16 protein-coding genes and 9 pseudogenes are annotated in these 17,468 nt (G+C 69.3%); 12 read left to right on the top strand and 13 right to left on the bottom strand.

Annotated features, from left to right (window positions below; translation table 11 throughout):
* Positions 1 to 586: 586 nt before the first annotated feature.
* Together AB0D27_RS28655 and AB0D27_RS28650 are read right to left on the bottom strand one after the other, a co-directional pair.
* A pseudogene (locus tag AB0D27_RS28655) lies at positions 587 to 664 on the bottom strand (IS5/IS1182 family transposase); the annotation flags it as partial.
* An 87-nt stretch (positions 665 to 751) separates the two neighbouring features.
* Entirely contained in the window at positions 752 to 2,338 is a 1,587-nt protein-coding gene (locus AB0D27_RS28650; RefSeq protein ID WP_362514594.1) for an MFS transporter, read from the bottom strand.
* A gap of 181 nt (positions 2,339 to 2,519) precedes the next feature.
* On the opposite strand from AB0D27_RS28650, the gene AB0D27_RS28645 reads away from it, so the two are divergent.
* Positions 2,520 to 2,951 (top strand): hypothetical protein, encoded by a 432-nt coding sequence (locus AB0D27_RS28645; RefSeq protein WP_362514592.1) that lies wholly within the window; start codon positions 2,520 to 2,522, stop codon positions 2,949 to 2,951.
* 241 nt (positions 2,952 to 3,192) lie between these two features.
* On the opposite strand, the gene AB0D27_RS28640 is transcribed toward AB0D27_RS28645, so the two are convergent.
* Entirely contained in the window at positions 3,193 to 4,221 is a 1,029-nt protein-coding gene (locus AB0D27_RS28640; protein WP_362514589.1) for a TDT family transporter, read from the bottom strand.
* Between the two features lie 264 nt (positions 4,222 to 4,485).
* Here AB0D27_RS28640 and AB0D27_RS28635 point away from each other — a divergent pair.
* Positions 4,486 to 4,613, top strand: a pseudogene (locus tag AB0D27_RS28635) (AraC family transcriptional regulator); the annotation flags it as partial.
* Between the two features lie 253 nt (positions 4,614 to 4,866).
* On the opposite strand, the pseudogene AB0D27_RS28630 reads toward AB0D27_RS28635, so the two are convergent.
* Together AB0D27_RS28630 and AB0D27_RS28625 are read right to left on the bottom strand one after the other, a co-directional pair.
* Positions 4,867 to 4,938, bottom strand: a pseudogene (locus AB0D27_RS28630) (hypothetical protein); the annotation flags it as partial.
* A gap of 254 nt (positions 4,939 to 5,192) precedes the next feature.
* Positions 5,193 to 5,360: pseudogene (locus AB0D27_RS28625) on the bottom strand (site-specific integrase); the annotation flags it as partial.
* Between the two features lie 180 nt (positions 5,361 to 5,540).
* On the opposite strand from AB0D27_RS28625, the pseudogene AB0D27_RS28620 reads away from it, so the two are divergent.
* Positions 5,541 to 5,960 (top strand): annotated as a pseudogene (locus AB0D27_RS28620) (hypothetical protein); the annotation flags it as partial.
* A gap of 13 nt (positions 5,961 to 5,973) precedes the next feature.
* Here the strand turns inward: AB0D27_RS28620 and AB0D27_RS28615 are convergent.
* The 5 genes from AB0D27_RS28615 to AB0D27_RS28595 are packed head-to-tail and all read right to left on the bottom strand — an operon-like array spanning position 5,974 to position 10,088.
* Positions 5,974 to 6,429 carry a Fur family transcriptional regulator gene (locus tag AB0D27_RS28615; protein ID WP_362514586.1) on the bottom strand — a complete coding sequence of 152 codons (456 nt, stop codon included), beginning with the start codon at positions 6,427 to 6,429 and terminating at the stop codon, positions 5,974 to 5,976.
* Positions 6,429 to 7,277, bottom strand: coding sequence for a metal ABC transporter permease (locus AB0D27_RS28610; protein WP_362514584.1), 849 nt, complete (start codon positions 7,275 to 7,277; stop codon positions 6,429 to 6,431). Before AB0D27_RS28610 ends, AB0D27_RS28615 begins: the two co-directional genes overlap by 1 nt.
* Positions 7,274 to 8,185 (bottom strand): metal ABC transporter permease, encoded by a 912-nt coding sequence (locus AB0D27_RS28605; protein WP_362514581.1) that lies wholly within the window; start codon positions 8,183 to 8,185, stop codon positions 7,274 to 7,276. The genes AB0D27_RS28610 and AB0D27_RS28605 overlap by 4 nt, the downstream gene beginning before the upstream one ends.
* Complete coding sequence (locus AB0D27_RS28600) at positions 8,182 to 9,120, bottom strand: metal ABC transporter ATP-binding protein (RefSeq protein WP_362514579.1); 939 nt, start codon at positions 9,118 to 9,120, stop codon at positions 8,182 to 8,184. Before AB0D27_RS28600 ends, AB0D27_RS28605 begins: the two co-directional genes overlap by 4 nt.
* 14 nt (positions 9,121 to 9,134) lie before the next feature.
* Positions 9,135 to 10,088, bottom strand: a complete 954-nt coding sequence (locus AB0D27_RS28595) for a zinc ABC transporter substrate-binding protein (RefSeq protein WP_362514576.1) — start codon at positions 10,086 to 10,088, stop codon at positions 9,135 to 9,137.
* Positions 10,089 to 10,496: 408 nt separating this feature from the next.
* On the opposite strand from AB0D27_RS28595, the gene AB0D27_RS28590 reads away from it, so the two are divergent.
* A complete protein-coding gene (locus AB0D27_RS28590) occupies positions 10,497 to 10,886 on the top strand; it encodes a nuclear transport factor 2 family protein (RefSeq protein WP_362514573.1) in 390 nt (129 codons plus the stop codon).
* Positions 10,887 to 10,954: 68 nt separating this feature from the next.
* On the opposite strand, the gene AB0D27_RS28585 is transcribed toward AB0D27_RS28590, so the two are convergent.
* Both AB0D27_RS28585 and AB0D27_RS28580 read right to left on the bottom strand, forming a co-directional pair.
* On the bottom strand, positions 10,955 to 11,389 hold the full coding sequence (locus tag AB0D27_RS28585; protein ID WP_362514571.1) for an ester cyclase: 435 nt from the start codon (positions 11,387 to 11,389) through the stop codon (positions 10,955 to 10,957).
* Positions 11,390 to 11,439: 50 nt separating this feature from the next.
* Positions 11,440 to 11,757, bottom strand: a complete 318-nt coding sequence (locus tag AB0D27_RS28580; RefSeq protein ID WP_362514568.1) for a hypothetical protein — start codon at positions 11,755 to 11,757, stop codon at positions 11,440 to 11,442.
* Between the two features lie 28 nt (positions 11,758 to 11,785).
* On the opposite strand from AB0D27_RS28580, the gene AB0D27_RS28575 reads away from it, so the two are divergent.
* Positions 11,786 to 12,016 carry a hypothetical protein gene (locus AB0D27_RS28575; protein WP_362514567.1) on the top strand — a complete coding sequence of 77 codons (231 nt, stop codon included), beginning with the start codon at positions 11,786 to 11,788 and terminating at the stop codon, positions 12,014 to 12,016.
* A 302-nt stretch (positions 12,017 to 12,318) separates the two neighbouring features.
* Positions 12,319 to 12,486: pseudogene (locus AB0D27_RS28570) on the top strand (chorismate-binding protein); the annotation flags it as partial.
* On the opposite strand, the gene AB0D27_RS28565 reads toward AB0D27_RS28570, so the two are convergent.
* Positions 12,476 to 13,669, bottom strand: coding sequence for a peptidase S8 (locus AB0D27_RS28565; RefSeq protein ID WP_362514564.1), 1,194 nt, complete (start codon positions 13,667 to 13,669; stop codon positions 12,476 to 12,478). The pseudogene AB0D27_RS28570 and the gene AB0D27_RS28565 sit on opposite strands and share 11 nt — an antisense overlap.
* A 427-nt stretch (positions 13,670 to 14,096) precedes the next feature.
* On the opposite strand from AB0D27_RS28565, the pseudogene AB0D27_RS28560 reads away from it, so the two are divergent.
* The 6 genes and pseudogenes from AB0D27_RS28560 to AB0D27_RS28535 all read left to right on the top strand — a co-directional run.
* Positions 14,097 to 14,372 (top strand): annotated as a pseudogene (locus AB0D27_RS28560) (IS982 family transposase); the annotation flags it as partial.
* An 80-nt stretch (positions 14,373 to 14,452) separates the two neighbouring features.
* Positions 14,453 to 14,968, top strand: coding sequence for a hypothetical protein (locus tag AB0D27_RS28555; protein ID WP_362514562.1), 516 nt, complete (start codon positions 14,453 to 14,455; stop codon positions 14,966 to 14,968).
* A complete protein-coding gene (locus tag AB0D27_RS28550; protein WP_362514559.1) occupies positions 14,953 to 15,549 on the top strand; it encodes a hypothetical protein in 597 nt (198 codons plus the stop codon). Before AB0D27_RS28555 ends, AB0D27_RS28550 begins: the two co-directional genes overlap by 16 nt.
* Before the next feature lie 12 nt (positions 15,550 to 15,561).
* Positions 15,562 to 15,852: a DUF6087 family protein gene (locus AB0D27_RS28545; RefSeq protein WP_362514556.1), complete on the top strand. Its 291-nt coding sequence runs from the start codon at positions 15,562 to 15,564 to the stop codon at positions 15,850 to 15,852.
* 100 nt (positions 15,853 to 15,952) lie between these two features.
* Positions 15,953 to 16,123 (top strand): annotated as a pseudogene (locus AB0D27_RS28540) (radical SAM protein); the annotation flags it as partial.
* 206 nt (positions 16,124 to 16,329) lie between these two features.
* Positions 16,330 to 17,463, top strand: a pseudogene (locus tag AB0D27_RS28535) (IS630 family transposase).
* The last annotated feature ends 5 nt before the right edge of the window (positions 17,464 to 17,468 follow it).

Here is a 17,468-nt window from a genome sequence, read left to right as displayed (position 1 = left end):
ATCCATGAAGTGGACCCCTGTATGTGGTGCGTGCGGCTACGGGAGGCTGATGCACGGGCCCACCAGTGGCCACCAGGGGAGGAAAAACCTTCGCCCGTGCCCTGGATGGTCCCTGCGGGGCTGCCGCCGCGTCCTTCGCAGTTCAGCGGGTGAGGGCGGTGCGGACGGTGATGGTCTCACTGGCCGTGATCACCATCGTCGCCGCAGCGGCGTCGGTCGTCTGGGCGGGGTGACTCGACGGCACCAGACCGCCTCCCGCACTTACCAACGAACGCCTCCCCGACTCAGGTTCTGGCTCAGGTTGTGTGATCCATTCACTGTGAGTGACGACGAGAGAGCGGGCCGCGGCCTCAGCGAACCCGCGGGCCTGAAGTGCGGAGACGAATTCGTCTGCGACGGCACCGCCCTGCACAACGGCGGGTCCGGCGGCGAACTGGGCGAGCGGGAGCGCGAGGTAGGAGCCGAGGTCGTCGTAGGCGTAGAGGCGGGCCAGGCGGTCCTCGGGGATCTGCTCGTTGAGGGTCGAGTACCAGGCGACGCCGGCCTGCTCGACGCCCAAGCCCGCCACGAAGTTGGCGATCACCTGCTTGGCGAAGCGTCGCGGGCTCAGCCCGGTGAACGGGGTTGTCCAGGACGGCTCGGACGCCGTGATCACACCAGCCACGGCGAGATCATCACATCGTGACCGGGGGGACTGCGAGCGGAAACTCGCGAGGACAGGCGGCGGTACCCGGCCCAACTCTCGCAACGCTCAGCGGTCCCCGAGGACGGAGAACGCGAAGGCAAGGCGACGGTCCAGCCAATCTGCCTTGATCCTAAGTAGTTTGATGCTCTGGGAGATCATCACCAGCTCGCCGTCAGACACCCACTCCAACGTACGGCTCTTGCGAACAGGGCTGCTGTGAGTGTCGTCAGGCCCCATACCGGTCACGGCGTTCAGCACCTCTGGGACGACATTGTCGGCTGCCCGCTGAGCGATCCGCTTGGCATTGAACCCGCTCCACTGATTACGCCCGACAATTTCCGGGTGTCCGGGCTGCCCGGCTGCAGTTCGAGGGGGCTCAACACTCGGGTACGCGTCAGAGTCGAGCTCAGCCAGGCACCGGATCTTCGGAGACGGGCAGCGGTTGTGCGGTCCTCGGGGCCAGCGCGCGGACGGAGGGGGTGGCGACCATGGCGAGAGTGTGAGGAGGATGAGCGCGGCGGCCGCGTAGAGGGTGGCACGGAGGCCGAGGAGGATTACGGCGGGTCCGGCGGCGAACTGGGCGAGCGGGAGCGCGAGGTAGGAGCCGAGGTCGTCGTAGGCGTAGACGCGGGCCAGGCGGTCCTCGGGGATCTGCTCGTTGAGGGTCGAGTGCCAGGCGACGCCGGCCTGCTCGACGCCCACGCCCGCCACGAAGTTGGCGATCACCAGCACCCAGGTATACGGGGCGAGCGCGAGCAGCAGCGGGGGCATCGCCATCAGGCCCATCAGCGCGCAGCCAACCAGGATCGCGCGCCGGGGCCGCCAGCTCAGCGACAGTACGCCGCCGACGACCGCGCCGAGCGAGGACGCGGCGACGGCCAGGCCCCAGCCGCTGCGGCCGATCCCGGTGGTGTCGGCGACGGCCGGGCCAAGGACGGTGAACGAGGCGGTGATGCCGGCGTTGAGGAAGCAGAAGGCCACCACGATCACCCACACCCAGGTGCGGGAGGTGAACTCCCGCCACCCGACGCGCAGTTCATGCACCACGCCGGGGCTGGGCGCGGGCGGTGCGACCTGGACGCGGACCAGCGCGAAGGACGCGGCGGCGAGCGCGAAGCTGAGCGCGTCCACGGCCAGGCCCCAGCCGGGGCCGACCGCGGCGACCAGTACGCCGCCCAGCGAGGCGCCGACGATCATCGCGCTGCTGCCCGCGATCCGGGAGAGCGCGAGGGCTGCGCGGCGGGACTCGGCCGGCACGGTCTGGGGCAGCAGGGCCTGGCCGGCGGGCTGGTAGTAGGAACCTGACGCCCCGTTGACCGCGGCGAGCACCATGAGCAGAGGGATGGCGGCGCTGTGGGTGAGGACCAGGGCGGCGACCACCGCCTGGCTCGCGGCGCTGACCACGCTGCTGCCGACCAGCAGCGGGCCGCGCGGCAGCCGGTCCGCCAACACACCGCCGTACAGCAGGAAGAGGATGCTGGTGAGGGAGTGGGCGCCGACCACCAACCCGAGCGAGCCGGCCGAGCCAGTGGCATCCAGCACGGCGAATGCCAGGGCGATCGGCGCCACCCCGTTGCCGAGCAGGTTTGCCGTCGTCCCGATGAAGAGGTGACGGAACGGGCGGTGGCGCAGAGGCGCCAGGGCGGCAGACATGCGCCTGTTCGTCGGGACTGGGCGGCGCGCCCGTCACCGGGTTTTACGACCGGGCCATGTGTGCGGCTGCCCACTCATTGGCCCGCTGGCCGACGCCTTCGCCAGCACGATGCCCTGCGACGCCATTCTCTCACTTCCGTCTCGCGCCGTCCGAGCGGGCCCTCCGGGCCCCTGGCGGATCGTGTTCGCCGTCGAGACCCCGATCTGCCTGGGCACCTGCCTGCTGTGGCTACTCGCGCCGGCGCAATACCTCGGCGGAATCCTGGGCAAGCGGCCGCACGACGTCGCCGACTACTTGCTCCTGCAGCAGTCGACTGCGGTGGTGTTCTCGATGTTCGTCTATTTCTACGGGCGCGTCGTCGTCAGCCGCCGCGTCGACTTGCGGACCTTCCGCGACCGTCAGGAGGCCATGGCGCTCGGCGACGTGATCGTGGCTCGGTGCGACCTGGGCGGCGCACGCGTACCTGGCGCCTCGGCCGGACCTGCTGTTCGCGCAAACGGCGATGGCCGCGCTGTGGCTCGGCATCCGCGTCCTATTCCTCGTCCGCGTGCCTGCCCCTGTCGACGATCCGGTGTGAGGGCGCCGCTGCGCCAGTGGCGTCTACGGTGGTGATACCGCCCGCGGGCGGTACCCCGGCTGTCGGAGGATCTCCGGTCCGCGGCGATGCCGACGAAGTGTTCGGCTGACCGTGTTCCGTATTCCACATTCCACCCGGCCCCCGGCGAGGAGGGGACCAGGGCCCGCTGCCGGGCGTTCGGTGGAGGCGCCGCTTCGCCCGGCCGCGCGGGCCAGGCGCGGTAGGCGCCGGATACGATGTTTTCCGTCCCACGGGTCTGCGTCGGACGCAAGGGCTTCAGCCGCTCGATGTCGTGGCAGCGGGTTTGGCCGGTAGGGGCGGCAGGAACTGGTTGCGCGCGATGGCGATGGCGCTGCGGATGAATATCGCCGCGATGAAGGCCGTGATCAGGCCGACGTCGATGGCGGCGTAGGCGGTGGCGCCGGGTGGGTTCTTGTACCTGATCCACTGTGCGGCGTCGGTGGCCACCGCGGCGTAGGGGAAGGTGAAGGCCCAGAAAGCTGCCGAGAAGTGCTGCTTGACGTACAGCGGGATCAGGCGCAGCTGAACCAGGGCCATCAGGACCGTGTACCCGGCCAGCCCGGTGGCGACCAGATCGACGGTGCCGCCGTTGATCGCGAAGTAGGCGATCCCGGCCACGGCCGGCGGCGCCACCTCGATCGCGAGGGTGGGTATGTGGGCCGCGGCGAGTGTCGGGCGGACGAACAGGCGGTTGAGGATCAGCGAGCCGAGCAGGAACCAGCAGGCGATGCCCAGGCCGAAGACAGCCTCGGCGATGGCGTGCATGCCGACCACAGCTGCCGCGTAGGCCGCGACCAGGCCGCCGGCCACGGTCGGCAGGAAATAACCAGGGTGCATCTTGTCTTGGTCGATCTCGCTGACGATCCACTGACCGGTCACCCAGCCGCCGAACAGCACGGTTAGGGCCAGGAACACCGCCACAATGGCGCGGCCGGCGTCGAAGGCGTATTCGGACAGGCCCGCGCCCAGCAGCATGGGCGTGATCACGATCAGGGAGACGAACGGGGAGACCACGTCGTCGCGCAGGTCCGCCAGCAGTCGGGTCGCCCCCTGGCTGAAGTACAGGCCGACGAGCATCACCCAAATAGCCGCTGAAAGGATGTCCAGGGCATTCGGGACCGCCGCGGAGGTGCCCAACGTCGCAGCGGCGGCCGACCAGGCGTCCGACAGCCCCGCGATGCCGAAGGGGACACCGAACAGGTTCGGCAGGATCCGCCGGCGCTGGGTCCGGGTCGCGATGTCCGCGGCCACACCCGTGATGGCGGACGAACCGATCTTGTTCATGCCATCACTCTCCTCGGCCGCGCGCTGCAACGCCGGTGTTCGAGATCGTGAGAACCCGGTCGGGATATGGTCCACCGGGCGAGCCGGCTTCACCCAAGAAAAGCTCGTTAGTCCAATTGTTCCAGACATTGCTTCGCGATACCCAGTCAGGCGCATCGCCGACGCGGATGGCTGCCCGAGCACCGGCCGCGGATCCCGGGCCGGACGGGCGTGCCGGTCAGCTCCCGGAGGACCACCGTGAGCCGCCGTGTGTCCGCTCTCAGGATCGCGGCGGAAGTCGGCTTCGCCACGGGACGTCGTTGCGGCAGCACCTGCATGCGGCGATCGGGGTGTCTCCCCAGGCGTACCGGAACACCTTCCGGGTCCGGAGCGGGGTGCCGGGCGTGGCTTGAGCGCCGCCCCGGCGTCCGGTGTCAGCCGACGTGCGGCCACTCCCAGCGCACCAGGACACCGAGCGCGACGCCGTGATGGCCGACGCCGTGTTCGCCCGCAGGTGCGAGTACTGTCTGGCCTCGCGGTCTTCACTGCAGAGCGCTGAGAACTTCGTTGAAACCCTCGGTCGACGACGGGTGGGTGTAGATCCCCGTCCCGCAGCTCGGTGGCGGTCACGCCATGACGCATGGCCAGTGACACCAAGTTGATCAGCTCCTGGGAGTCCACGTTCAACAGGGCGGCGCCCAGCACCTCGTCGGACTCGGCGTCGACCACGAACTTCATCCGCCCCCGCGTGTTGCCGACGATGCGGCGGGGCATCGCGGCGATCTGGGCGATCGGTGCCAGCGCTCACCATCAGCCAACTGCCCTCATACACACCGGAGCTGAACCCGGTCGAGCTGCTGTGGGCCCACGCCAAGGGATGATGTCGAGGGCGCCGAAGTCCGCGGATACCGAGGCCAGTGGCGTGGGGTACTACCGCTCCCAGCCCGACAGGCCGTCCGCCGCATGCTGACCACCTGGTCGTGTGCTCAGCGTCAGCTGTCGTCGGGCGCGAGCAGGCTCGTGACCTCGGCGATCGCCGCCGCCGAGGGATGGAAGTACTTCCGTACGTTCTCCGGCTTCTTGTGCCGGGACTTCGCCATCAGCATCAGCAGGCTCGCCCCCGCCTCGCCGAGGTGCGTGAGCCCGGAATGCCGCCACTCGCCGCAGGCCGGGCCCCGGCAAGGTCCTCGCGCCGCGCGACGTGTGCCCGGACACCGAGCAGGCGGGGCAGCAGCTGCAGATCCCAACCCGTGCCGCTTTTGCCGCCGAGGGCGGTGTGCTCGTCTGGTTCCCGCCTTCCCTTTATCGCCGCCACCACTGATGAGGCTCTCTGTATTTCTACGTTGGAACAGCTGCCGAAGAACGCCACCCACTGGTCGCGGAAGTCGATGGCGGACCACAGCGGTCTGTCGAAGTCGACCGTGGGCCGGATCTGGCGGCAGTTCCAGCTCAAGCCGCATCTGACGGACACGTTCAAGCTGTCGACGGACCCGTTGTTCGTGGAGAAGGTCTACGACGTCGTCGGCCCGGTTCGAACTGCACTTCACCCCGACCGGCTCTTCCTGGATCAACCAGGTCGAGCGGTGGTTCGGCTACCTGGCCCACCAATGATCCGCCGCGGCGCACACAAGAACGTCCAGGCACTCGAAGCCGACATCCGAGCGTGGGTCAAGAACTGGAAGGAAGACCCCAAGCCGTGCATCTGGACCAAGACAGCCGAAGAGATCCTCGACTCCCTCGCACGCTTCTGCCGACGGATCTCGGCGCAGGACACTAGCGTCGCGGGGGAACCGGCTTGCCTCCTGGGGCGCTCCTCTCGGTCCGGCAGTCTGCGCACAGGCCCGTCAGCTCCAGCGTGTGCTCGACGTCCGCGAAGCCCGAAGAGTCCGCGATGCCGGCGGCCCAGCTTTCCACCACGGCGGAGTCGACCACGACGCTCAGCCCGCAGCCGCGGCACAGCAGGTAGTGGCGGTGTTCGGCGGAGGGCCGGTGGCGGTAGAGGCGTTCGCCGCTGCTGTCGCGTATGACGTCCGCGCGGCCCGCCTCCGCCAGGGCGGTGAGGGTGCGATAGACGGTGTTGAGACCGACGGGCGAGCCGCCGGAGAGCAGCGAGTCGTGCAACGCCTGGGCGCCGACGAAACCGTCCGCGTCGATCAACGCCCGTACCACTGTGGCGCGTTGGGCCGTGTGGCGCCCGATCAGTTTCACCTCGTCGCCCGGCGCCGTCATCACACCTCCACGGCCAAGGGCCGGGCACGTATCCGGCGCCCGGGACGTACGGCGATCAGCGTGACGGCGTAGACCGCCGTCGCCGTGGCCATGATGGCGAAGCTCGGCGGCAACTGCGGTGCCGCGTAGCTGATCGCGAGGCCGGCCCACATCTCCGCCACCGCGAGGCCGACCGACAGTGCCAGCGCGACGTACGGGCGGTCGGTCAGCCGCTGCGCCGCGCCGGCCGGGGCGGCGAAAAGCCCCAGGAGCAGCAGTGAGCCCACCGCCTGGGTGGCCTCGGCCGCGCAGGCAGCGACCAGAACCAGGAAGGCGATGCCCAGGACGCGGACGGGCACGCCGCGCGCCGCGGCCACCGCCTCGTCCAGGGAGGCGAACAGCAGGGGACGGGCGATGGCCAGCACCGCCAGGCAGATACCGGCGGCCACCAGCGCCGCCACCATCGCGGTGCTCGCGGACAGCCCGAAGATGGAACCGAAGAGGACGTTCACCCCTGCCTTGCCGTCACCGGCCCCCTTGGAGGTGGTGTACATGGTGAGGAAGAACGCGCCCAGGCCCAGGATCCAGGAGAAGACGCTGCCGATCGCCACATCGTCGGCACGCCCCCGGCGGCCCAGTCCGGCGATCACCAGCGCCAGCACGATGGTGGCGGCGAAGAGCCCCAGCCGCAGGTCGTAGCCGAGCGCGAGTGCCGCCAGCGCACCGGTGAAGGCGACATGGCTGAGCGCGTCGCTCGCGAATACCTGGGCGCGCAGCACCAGGAAGTAGCCCACCAGGCCCGCCGCCGCGGCGATCAGCGTGCCCGCGAGCAGCGCATGGACGAAGTAGGGGTGGTCGAAGGCGTTCATATCGCGCCCCCGACCGGCTGGAGCGCGGGCAGTCGCCGGGTGGCCGCCAGTGCGAGGGCGCGGACGATGCGGGTCAGTGCGTAGAGGCCGAAGGCGAAGGTGGTCACGTAGAAGCCGAGCGGATAGGGGGAGTAGTAGGCGGCGATGAGTGCCACCCAGGTCACCGCGAGCGCGATGGTCACCGACAGGCCCAGGCTCGCGGCCGGGCGGGCGGTGAGCTGCTGGGCGGTCGCGGCGGGCATCACGAGCAGTGCGAACACCAGCAGGGTGCCGGTGATCTGCGCGGTCTCGGCCGTCGCCGCGCCCAGCAGGACCAGGAAGCCGACGGACAGCGCACGCACCGGCACTCCGCGGGCGGCGGCCACGCCGGGGTCGACGGAGGCGAACAGCAGCGGCCGGCCGATCACCGCCAGCGTGCCGAGGGCGAGCGCGGCGACCACCGCGAGCAGTGTCACCTGGGTGGTGTTGATGCCCAGGAAACTGCCGAAGAGCAGGGAGTTGACGCCGCCCAAGAAGCCTTTGTAGAGGGCGACGAAGAGGAACCCGCAGGAGAGCAGGAATGCCTGCACGGTGCCGGTCAGTGCGGACTCCTGGGCGAGGCCGCCGTGTCCGGCGCGGGGGATGGCCGCGATGACCACGGCCGCGCCCACGCAGAACGCGAAGTATCCGTATACCGCGCTGATGCCCAGCAGGGTGGCGCAGGCCGCGCCGGGGAAGCTCACCTGGGCCAGAGTGTGTCCGGCGAAGCTTTGTCGGCGCAGCACCATGAACCAGCCGATGACCGCGGCCAGTACGGCCGCGATGGTGCCGGCCCGGAAGGCGTTGACCATGAACGGATACGCCCACATCTGCTGCAGGTCGTACACCGGGTTCCACGACCAACCGGTCTCTGCCAATGTCCAGTTCACGCCAGGCCCCCCAGCCCCGGCTCCGGCTGGTGGCGGTCGGTGTGCACGGCGGGTGCCTCGGGCTGGCCGACGACCACCAGCCGCCCGTCGCTGGTGCGCAGCACCTCCACGGGCACCCCGTACAACCGCGTGAGCGTCTCGGTGGTGATGACCTCCTGCGGCCGTCCGGCGGCGGTCCCGCCCCCGGCGATGTACACCACCCGGTCCAGATAGGACAGGATCGGGTTCACGTCGTGCGCGACCATCACCACGCTCACCCCCTCCTCCCGGCAGATGCGCGCGATGAGCGCCGCCACCGTGCCCTGGTGGGACAAGTCCAGGCTGTCCAGCGGCTCGTCGAGGAGCAGCAACTGCGGCCGCGGCGCGAGCGCCTGGGCGATCAGGAGACGCTGCTGCTCGCCGCCCGAGAGCTCGCCGATGGGCCTGTGAGCATAGGCCGAGGCCCCGACCAGCTCGATCACCTCGGCGATGCGTTCATTGGCCGCCCGCCGCCGCGCGCTGAAACGCGCGGGCACGGGTAGCGCCGTACCCCAGCGGTCCCCGTCCAGGCCGAGCCGCACGATGTCGGTGCCGCGTATGCGCAGGGCGGCATCGAAACTGCGGCGCTGCGGCAGGTATCCCACGCGCTTGCCCGCCCGCCCCGGCGCCTCACTCAGGACCCGCACCTGTCCGGCTGCCGCGGGCAGGACGCCGAGCAGCACCTTGACCAGGCTGGACTTGCCGACGCCGTTCGGCCCCAGCACGGCCACGAACTCCCCGGCACCCACGTCGAGATCGACCCCGGACCACAGGGTGCGCCCGCCGACGCGCACCGCGGCATCGCGCAGAGACACCACCGCCTCGTCCACGCCGGGCCGGGACCCGTTCGCCTCCGCTCCGGCGGCCCTCGCCTCGGGCGGGACCCGATCTGGTATCACCTCGGGTATTCGGGCCATCGGATCCGCCGTCCTCACTTGCCTGTCGCCTGCGCCAGCGCCTTCTCGATGCCCTGCAGCTGGCGCACCTGCCACGCCTGGAACGAGGCGCCGGCCGGGGTCAGGGTCTCGGTGACCGTCGCCACCGCAATCCCCTTCGCCTTGGCCGCCTTGACCTGAGCCTGCACGTCCGGCGTGGCGTTTTGGCTGTTGTAGACGTAGACCTTGATCTGCTTGTCCTGGATCTGCTTGTCGATCGCGGACTTGTCCTGAGCGGTGGGGTCGGTGCCCTCACTGATCGCGTCGAGGAAGGACTCCGGCGTGAGCATCTTCAGGCCGAGCCCCTCGGCGAGCGGCGTGACGATCGACTCGGAGGCGCCGATGGGGGTGCCCGCGTACTTCGCCTTGATGTCGGCGATGATCTTGTTGTACGGGGCGAGGGTCGTGTCCTCGAACGTCTTCTTCTGCGTGTCGAAGTACGCGGCGTCGGCCGGGTCGATCTTCTTGTAGTCGGCGGTGATCTGCTCGATGACCTGGTGCACGTTGGCGGGGGAGTACCAGCGGTGCGGGTTGCCGCCGGGCTTGATGCCGACCAGGTCGCCGACCTTCAGGTCGGTGCGGCCGCTGGCGGGGTTGGCGGACAGCAGCTTGTCGGCCCAGGCGTCGTAGCCGATGCCGTTGACGACCGTGAACTGGGCGGAGGCAACGGTGCGGGCGTCCGCGGCTGTCGGCTCGTAGTCGTGCGGGTCCGCGTTCGGGTTGTCAATGATGCTCTTCACCTCGACGTGGCTGCCGCCGAGCTGCGTCGCGATGCTGCCCCAGAAGTTCTCCGCCGCCACCACGTGGATGGTCTTGCTCTTCTGGCTGTCGGCGGCCGTCTTGGAGTCGTCCGAGGAGCTGGTCGAGCAGGCGCTGACGGCAGCCAGTGCGGCGACGGCGGCGGCCGCGCCGGCGGCGGTGCGGGAGCGACGGGCTATGGCGGTTCTCATCTTGCGGATCTCCTCAGCGGACAGGTGGGCCCAGAGCGGTGGGCCGTGGCACAACACCCAGGCTAGATAGAAATGATTTTCACCACCATGATCAGTCAGTCGGAAACGAAAATCGTTGCCGACTTTTGACCCTTCGAGGTCACACTCCTGCTTCGGACCGGCAGACGGCTGGCAATGGGCGCGGCATCAAAGCCCAGACGGCCGCTCGACGCGGCGCCATTTCCTCACGGCCCGAGCAGAGTGTCCCGAGCCCGTTGTCAGTGGGGCGCGGGTGTTGCCCGGCGTTGAAAATGCTCATGAAGACGGCGTTCACGATGCCGACGGGCTCTGATGGCGCCCCCCGCCGGAGGGTGTTCCGGCGAGGCGGTCGCCGGACTCGACCAGCTTCGGAAGGACGGGAGACTGACCATGGTCACCGATGACCGGAAATTGATCGAGGGAGCGTACGACGCCTTCGGGGCCGGTGACATCCCCGCGGTGCTTCAGGCTTTCGCCGAGGAGATCACCTGGCACGTTCCGGGACGCAGCCCGCTCTCCGGCGACTACCGAGGGCACCAGGAACTCATCGGATTCTTCGGGCGGGTCATGGAGCTGTCCGAGGGCTCGTTTCGCATCCAGATCGACGACGTGCTCACAGACGAGTCGCGGATCGTGGTCCTGTGCACGGTCAGCGCGGAGCGCAACGGTCGGGCCTGGTCCTCGCCGGAAGTGCATGCCTGGGAGATCGCCGACGGGAAGGCCGTCGCGTTCCGCGAGTTCCAGGGGGATCAGCAGGTAGAGGACGAGTTCTGGTCGTGACCAGTGGCAGACCACGTCCAGGCATGATCCGGCGCTGCATCATCTGACGAACGCTCTGTTGACCACTTCTATCCCGACGTCCCGCCGTGCGTCGGGATGACACCGAGCTGCTGAAGGAAGCCGAGGACATCCTTGTCCGACCATTTTTCTGCAAGCTTGCCGTTCTCGATGCGGTGAATCACCGTTGCGGTCACCGTGATCGGCCTGCCAGTGGCGGGGATGCCCGGGAGGTCCGCCTCATGCACGCCACGGGCCGTCAGCCGGGTCACGACTTTGTCGCCCTCCGCGATCTGGTCTTCGATCCCGTGGGTTCCGGGCGTGGCCTCCCAGAACAGACGGAATGCCTGCTTGAGTCCCTCGCGACCAGGTGTGAACCCTGGAAACGGTGGCGGCGAGTGATCTTGGTAGTCCTCGGCCACGAGATCGTCCATCGCATCCAGGTTGCCCTCGTCGATCTCCTGGTAGAACCGGCGAACCAGCCTCTTGTTCTCCTCGGTGGACACGGGCACTCCTCTACGTGTTCGTTCGCGCCGCCGGACCGAATCGTCACCCGTCAGCGGATCCGGTCGCTCGCCGGTAACTCAGCGTGGATGCTCGGCCGGACCTCCACGATGGCGTCGGCGTCCTCCTCGTCACCCTCCTCGTCGCGCCAGAGGAAGACCCGCACGTGCTTCGCCCGGTGAAGGCCGGCCGCCCTCCACTCGGTCATCAGGTCGGCGACGACGAGGGAGAGGGCGTACTGGGGGCCCTCGCTCGAATCGTCGGCGGTGATCGTGCCCCGCCACCGTTCGGGGTCGCTGCGGTAGGGGCGCCATCCCTGTGAGCCGTGCGGCTCGTCCACCCGGTACACCCAGTCCGTCTCGGTGCCCATGGCATCGATCCTGTCACCAAGGAGTCCCATGCGCCGTATCGGATCGACGCCTGCCGAGCGCGGGTCGACCGGTTACAACAATTGCCCGGACGTCATCGAGCTGGACGACGGGGACTTCCTCGTCATCGGCGCGCGGGCCCGCCGCGTGATGCGGGATCTCGACGAGCGCCTGGCGACCGTGGGGGCCGGCGTCAATCAGTCAACCGAGACCGCGGTCCGTGCACTGGAGCCCCGCCACCGCAGGGAGCCCGCCTCATGACGTTGACTCAGCTCAACCTCGCGCGGCTGCGCGATGGGGCGGACGGGTTTGAACCGTGGCGCCGGCGAGTGGATACCGGTGCCTCCCGGCGTGCTCGGCGTGCGCGGGCAGCCCGGGACCCCTACGGTCGCGATGCCCGGCTGCGGACAGGACAGCGGGGCTTAGGCGGTCCCGCGCCCGTTCGCAAGCCGCGCGGGACCGCTTTCGGCTCCGCGGCCCTGGCGGGAGGCGGAGACCGGACTCGGGCACACCTGCCTCTTCGCGGCTCCGGCAGACCAGCCGGCGCAGTCCCTCGCCCCGCCCAACGGGCGCTGTTGCGGGACGGCACGGCGTACGTCCAGGCCGGAGCCGGCATTGTCGCCGACTCCGACCCGGTCGCGGAGGACAACGAGTGCCGCAACAAGGCGGCCTTCGTCCTCGGCGCGGTGCATACAGCCAACCGACTTACCTTAGAGCCGTTCAGCCGGTGAAGGCCGCCGTGCCGTTCGGGACGCCGAGGCCGGTCGGGCCGTCGTACCCGGTGGTGCCGGTGCACAGGTACGAGCCGGAGCAGCTGCCGTTCGAGCCGCTGGTCACGTCGTAGAGCGCCGAGGTGTGCGCGTAGGGGAATGACGCCGGGTACGAGCCGGAGGACGGGGTGCCCGCCAGCGCGTAGGTCGCCGCGATCAGCGGGGCCGAGGCGCTGGTGCCGCCGAAGACCATCCAGCCGGTGGCCTGCCGGTAGCTGTCGTAGACCGCGACGCCGGTGTTCGGGTCGGCGACCGCGGAGACGTCCGCGACGGTGCGCTTGGCGCAGCCGCTGTCGGTCTGCCAGGTGGGCTTGGCGTCGTACGAGGAGCAGCCGGAGCCCGCTCCGTTCCACACCGTGTCGGTCCAGCCGCGCGAGGTGGACGAGGTCTTCAGGGACGTACCGCCCACGGCCGTCACGTACTTGGACGCGGCCGGGTACTCGGTGCCGTAGCCGTTGTCGCCGGAGCTGACGGTGATGGCGACGCCGGGGTGGTTGAAGTACGACGAGTCGTAGGTGGAGTCGCTGGAGGACTCGCTGCCGCCGTAGCTGTTGGAGACGTACTTGGCGCCCAGGCTGACGGCGGTGTTCACGGCCGTGCCGAGGTTCGTCATGGTCGCCGAACTGGCCTCCACCAGCAGAATCTTGCAGTTCGGGCAGGCCGCGCTGACCATGTCGAGGTCGAGGGATATCTCCTCGGCCCAGCCGGAGTCACCGCGCGGATAACTGGTGCCGCCGGTCTGGTTGACCTTCTTGAAGCAGCCGTTGGCGGTGGTGCAGGCGGACAGGCCGTACTGCGACCGGTAGACGGCCAGGTCGGCCTCGGCGTTCGGGTCGTCGTACGCGTCGACGATGGCCACGGTCTGGCCCGAACCGCCGCTGGAGGAAGGCAGGTTGTACGCGGCCTGCAGTGAGGTGGGGCCGTAGCCCGACGGGGCGGCGGCCGCCGTCAGGTCGCTCTCGGCGTGCGCGGACTTGGGGGTGCCCGCGGTGACGTGCAGCGCCTTGCACGCCATCACGTTCTTCTGCGTCGGGGTCGCACAGGAGTGGGCGACGGTGACGCCGTTCGGCGAGGGTGAGGCCGAGGGCGCCGCCTGGCCGGCCGGCGCGGCCAAGGCCAGAGCAGCCGTGGCCAAGGAAGCCACGGCGGTGAGAGAAATGGTTCTGCGCAACGTACTTCCTCCGAGAGGTGGGTGAACCAGGGGAGACATGCGGGTGCGCTGGACGGCCGGGACGCGTGATGCGCGTACCGACCGGCGCAAAACCTACGAGTGGCCGGAACATGCCAACAAGAAGATCATTGAAACTGTGACTAGCCTTTGTCGTTCCTGGTCAACTCTTGAGTTATTCCTGAGATGTTCATGGCAGAACGGTGGGGCGATCATGGGTTGACGCCCCGGGTGAAGTGGAATTCACGGCGCAGGCGATAGCGGCGCCCTCGGCGCGGCCGTGGCGCTGCTCTCCACCGGCAGAGCTGGTCGAAAGGGCACCGCGACGGTGGCCGGTGGCACTAGATGATCGATTCCAAGGGATCGGCTGCGCGCATGGGACGAGGGCGTCCAACGTCGGTGTGTGAAGACAGAGTTGGACACCCTCACGATCGCGCTCTATGTGAAGACCGACGACCTGCTGAAGGCGTCTCCGTATCTCGCGCCATGGCGGCCGGCCGTGGGGATCGCCCCGCAGCTCACCGACGCCGAGCTGGTCACGCTGGCGATGATGCAGGCCATGCTCGGCTTCACCTCCGAGGCCAGGTGGCTCCGCCACGCCCGCGCCCACTTGCGACATCTCTTCCCGTACCTGCCCAAGCAGCCCGGCTACAACAAGCGGCTGCGCAAGGCCGCCGAGCCCTGCTCGCCGACGTCCTCTCGGAAGCGGTCGGCCAGCCGCTCACTGCCGGTGATCTCGGCCTGACGGGTACCGGTGTGGTGCTGGATAGCATCCAGCTCCCGCTGCTGACCGAAGCAGCCGCCCAGGCCCTGGCCGGATGGACGCAGATGGACTTCATGAACCGCCGCGACACCCTCAAGCTCGCCGTCGGCGCCCCGCTGATCCTCGCCGCCGAACGGATGCTCGGCGGCACCGCCCGCGCACTGAACCATGACCACAAGGGCTTCGACGTCGACACCGTCACCGCCCTCGAAGAGGTGACCGCCTTCTTCACCAAGGCCGACGCCTCCAAGGGCGGCGGCCTGTACCGCTCGGCAATCGTCGCCCAGCTCGACGAGGTCGCCCGCCGTATCCAGGACGGCGTCCCACCGAAGCTAAGACCCGGGTGTTCGCGGCAACCGCCGACCTCGCGGCGCTCGCGGGCTGGGCCAGCCATGACGCCGGGCGCTACGGCATCGCCCAATGCCTGTGGAGTTACGGCACGTACGCCGCTGGCGAGGCCGGGCAGCGCGACCGCGGGGTGGAGATCGTCACCCGCATGTCCCACCAGATGATCTACCTCGGGCACCCCCAGGACGCCCTCGGTCTCCTCGGCGTCGCCGCCAAGAAGGCCAGACTGCCCGCGACAAGGGCGCTGGTCTCCTCGCAGACCGGCCGGGTGCACGCGGCCCTCGGCGACGAGCGAGCGGCCCAGAGTCACCTCGGCACCGCCGACGAGCTCCTGGCCGACGACCTCGGCGACGTACCGCCGTGGGTGGACTACTTCGACGCCGCCGAGCACGCCGGCGCCCGCGCGGTCTCCGCCCGCGACCTCGCCCAACTGGGCCGCTCCCAGGCCTCGAGCACGCACTTCGAGAACGCGATCGCCTTCCGCAAGCCGGGCTTCGACCGGGTGAAAGTCATGGACCGTGTCGGCCTGGCGGCCGCCCTGTATGACGAGGGCGACGTCGAGCAGGCCACCGACGCGGCCCACCAGGCGCTTGACGAAGCGGCCCGCATCGACTCCACCCTCGTCGCCTCCCGCCTCAACACCCTGCTGGACGCCACCCGGCCGTACCGCACCGCCGGCGTCGAGGACGTACGCACCCGAGCCCGCGACCTCGCCGCCGCCCGGCCGACCACGATCGCCGCCTGAGAGCATCGAGACATGGGCAAGCACTCCCGACCCGGACCGTCGAACCAGCCGTCGCGCGCCGTCCCACGCGCGGACGCCGACAACCCGCTCGCCGCGTACGACAAGCGGCGCCGGCCGCCGATGGACATCTACCGGCGCCACCGGCCGGTGCACGGCGGCGCCGGCCACCTCCGGCCCGACGAGCCGCGCGTCCTAGAGGAGTGGAGCGGGTTCGCGTACGAGCCGGTCGGCACCGCTCCCAGCCTCGCGGCCTCCCAGGAATGGGTGAACGAACTCCAGATCGGCGACGACACCGCAGCCTGATGACCCGTGACGAAAGGCATCCCGGTCCACGGCCGGTGCGAGGGCCTATCGAACGCCAGCCACCGCAGCATCGACCGGACACGTGGCGAACATGTCCGGCATGCAAAGCGCCTGGTCAGCCAGCTTCTCGCGAGAAGCGGTCGGAAAACTGGAGATCACCAGCCGCTGCCAGCTCACCTGTCCCTCGCACTGCTACGCCGAAGCCGGACCCACCAAGGGCCACGGCAGCATGACGACCGACGACTGGAAGCGCGTCATCAGCGAGGCCGCCCGTCCGGGTGGTCCTGAGGGCGACACGGTATGGACCTGGGACGAGCCGCCTCTCGACTTATCGAGTGGCGGGGTGCCATGCCGCGCGCGTGTTGCCCGCGGCCTGCGCGCCCAGCTAGTGCCGCATCAGGCAACGTTCGCCCTGTTGTGATGTGACGCGCCGTCCGGGTGCTGTGCCGGTCGGCGTTTAACGGTCACCCTGGCCGGGTGGCTGAGCGAGTGCGCGTACGCGAGATCGATGACGATGAGGGCCGACGGCTGCTGCGGATCATCCGCCGGGGCACCGGCTCGGTAGTGACCTGGCGGCGGGCCCAGATGGTGCTGCTGTCCGCGCAGGGCATGCCGGTAGCGAGGATCGCCGAGGTGTCGTTCACCAGCGATGACCGGGTCCGGGATGTGATCCACAACTTCAACGCCGACGGCTTCGACTCGCTGTATCCGAAGTACCAGGGCGGTCGGCCCCGGACGTTCACGCTGCCCGAGCGCCGCGAGATCAAGAAGATCGCCAAGTCCAAGCCGACCGAGCACGACCTGCCATTCTCCACCTGGAGTCTGACCAAGCTGGCGGACTTCCTGGTCGCCGAGGGGGTGGTCGACGACATCAGCCACGAGGGCCTGCGCATCCTGCTCCGCGAGGAAGGCGTCTCCTTTCAACGCCTGAAGACCTGGAAGACCTCCCGCGATCCGGACTACGCCGCGAAGAAGGCACGCGTCGAGCACCTCTACGCGATCGCCGACGGTGAGGTGATACCCGAGGGCGGTGAGCCTGAAGTCGTCTTCTGCATGGACGAGTTCGGCCCGCTCAACCTGATGCCTCACCCGGGGCGGCAGTGGGCAGAGCGCGGTGGCAAGCACAAGAACCCCGACCGTGAACCGCGCCGACGGCGGCGGGCGACCTACAACCGCTATGGCGGGGTGCGGCACCTGTTCGCCGCCCTGGACCTGGCCGAGGACAAGCTCTACGGCCACATCAAGCCGATCAAGAGGTGAACGCAGTTCCTGGAGTTCTGTCGCTACCTGCGCAGCCTCTACCCGGTGACGGTGCGGATCGCGATCGTCGCCGACAACTTCTCGCCGCACCTGACCACGAAGAGGTGCCAGCGGGTCGGCACCTGGGCGGCGGCGAACAACGTCGAGATCGCCTACACCCCGACGAACTCCTCGTGGCTCAACCGGATCGAGGCCCAGTTCACCGCCTTGCGTTACTTCACCCTCGACGGCACCGACCACGCCGACCACAAGGAACAGGGCAGCATGATCCGCCGCTACATCATCTGGCGAAACCGCCACGCCGACGACCAGCGCCTGCGCGCCGTCGTCGACCGGGCAAACGCTGCCTGATCCAA

Origin of the sequence: Streptomyces sp. NPDC048415, assembly GCF_040651675.1 — a bacterium.
Classification (GTDB): domain Bacteria; phylum Actinomycetota; class Actinomycetes; order Streptomycetales; family Streptomycetaceae; genus Streptomyces.
This window is presented reverse-complemented; position numbering and strand designations above follow the sequence as displayed.

Coding starts and splice junctions, on each gene's coding strand:
- AB0D27_RS28650 (WP_362514594.1), bottom strand. CDS start 2,338: ATGTCTGCCGCCCTGGCGCCTCTGCGCCACCGCCCGTTCCGTCACCTC.
- AB0D27_RS28640 (WP_362514589.1), bottom strand. CDS start 4,221: ATGAACAAGATCGGTTCGTCCGCCATCACGGGTGTGGCCGCGGACATC.
- AB0D27_RS28610 (WP_362514584.1), bottom strand. CDS start 7,277: ATGAACGCCTTCGACCACCCCTACTTCGTCCATGCGCTGCTCGCGGGC.
- AB0D27_RS28580 (WP_362514568.1), bottom strand. CDS start 11,757: ATGGGCACCGAGACGGACTGGGTGTACCGGGTGGACGAGCCGCACGGC.
- AB0D27_RS28550 (WP_362514559.1), top strand. CDS start 14,953: ATGTCCCACCAGATGATCTACCTCGGGCACCCCCAGGACGCCCTCGGT.
- AB0D27_RS28575 (WP_362514567.1), top strand. CDS start 11,786: ATGCGCCGTATCGGATCGACGCCTGCCGAGCGCGGGTCGACCGGTTAC.
- AB0D27_RS28615 (WP_362514586.1), bottom strand. CDS start 6,429: ATGACGGCGCCGGGCGACGAGGTGAAACTGATCGGGCGCCACACGGCC.
- AB0D27_RS28595 (WP_362514576.1), bottom strand. CDS start 10,088: ATGAGAACCGCCATAGCCCGTCGCTCCCGCACCGCCGCCGGCGCGGCC.
- AB0D27_RS28600 (WP_362514579.1), bottom strand. CDS start 9,120: ATGGCCCGAATACCCGAGGTGATACCAGATCGGGTCCCGCCCGAGGCG.
- AB0D27_RS28590 (WP_362514573.1), top strand. CDS start 10,497: ATGGTCACCGATGACCGGAAATTGATCGAGGGAGCGTACGACGCCTTC.
- AB0D27_RS28545 (WP_362514556.1), top strand. CDS start 15,562: ATGGGCAAGCACTCCCGACCCGGACCGTCGAACCAGCCGTCGCGCGCC.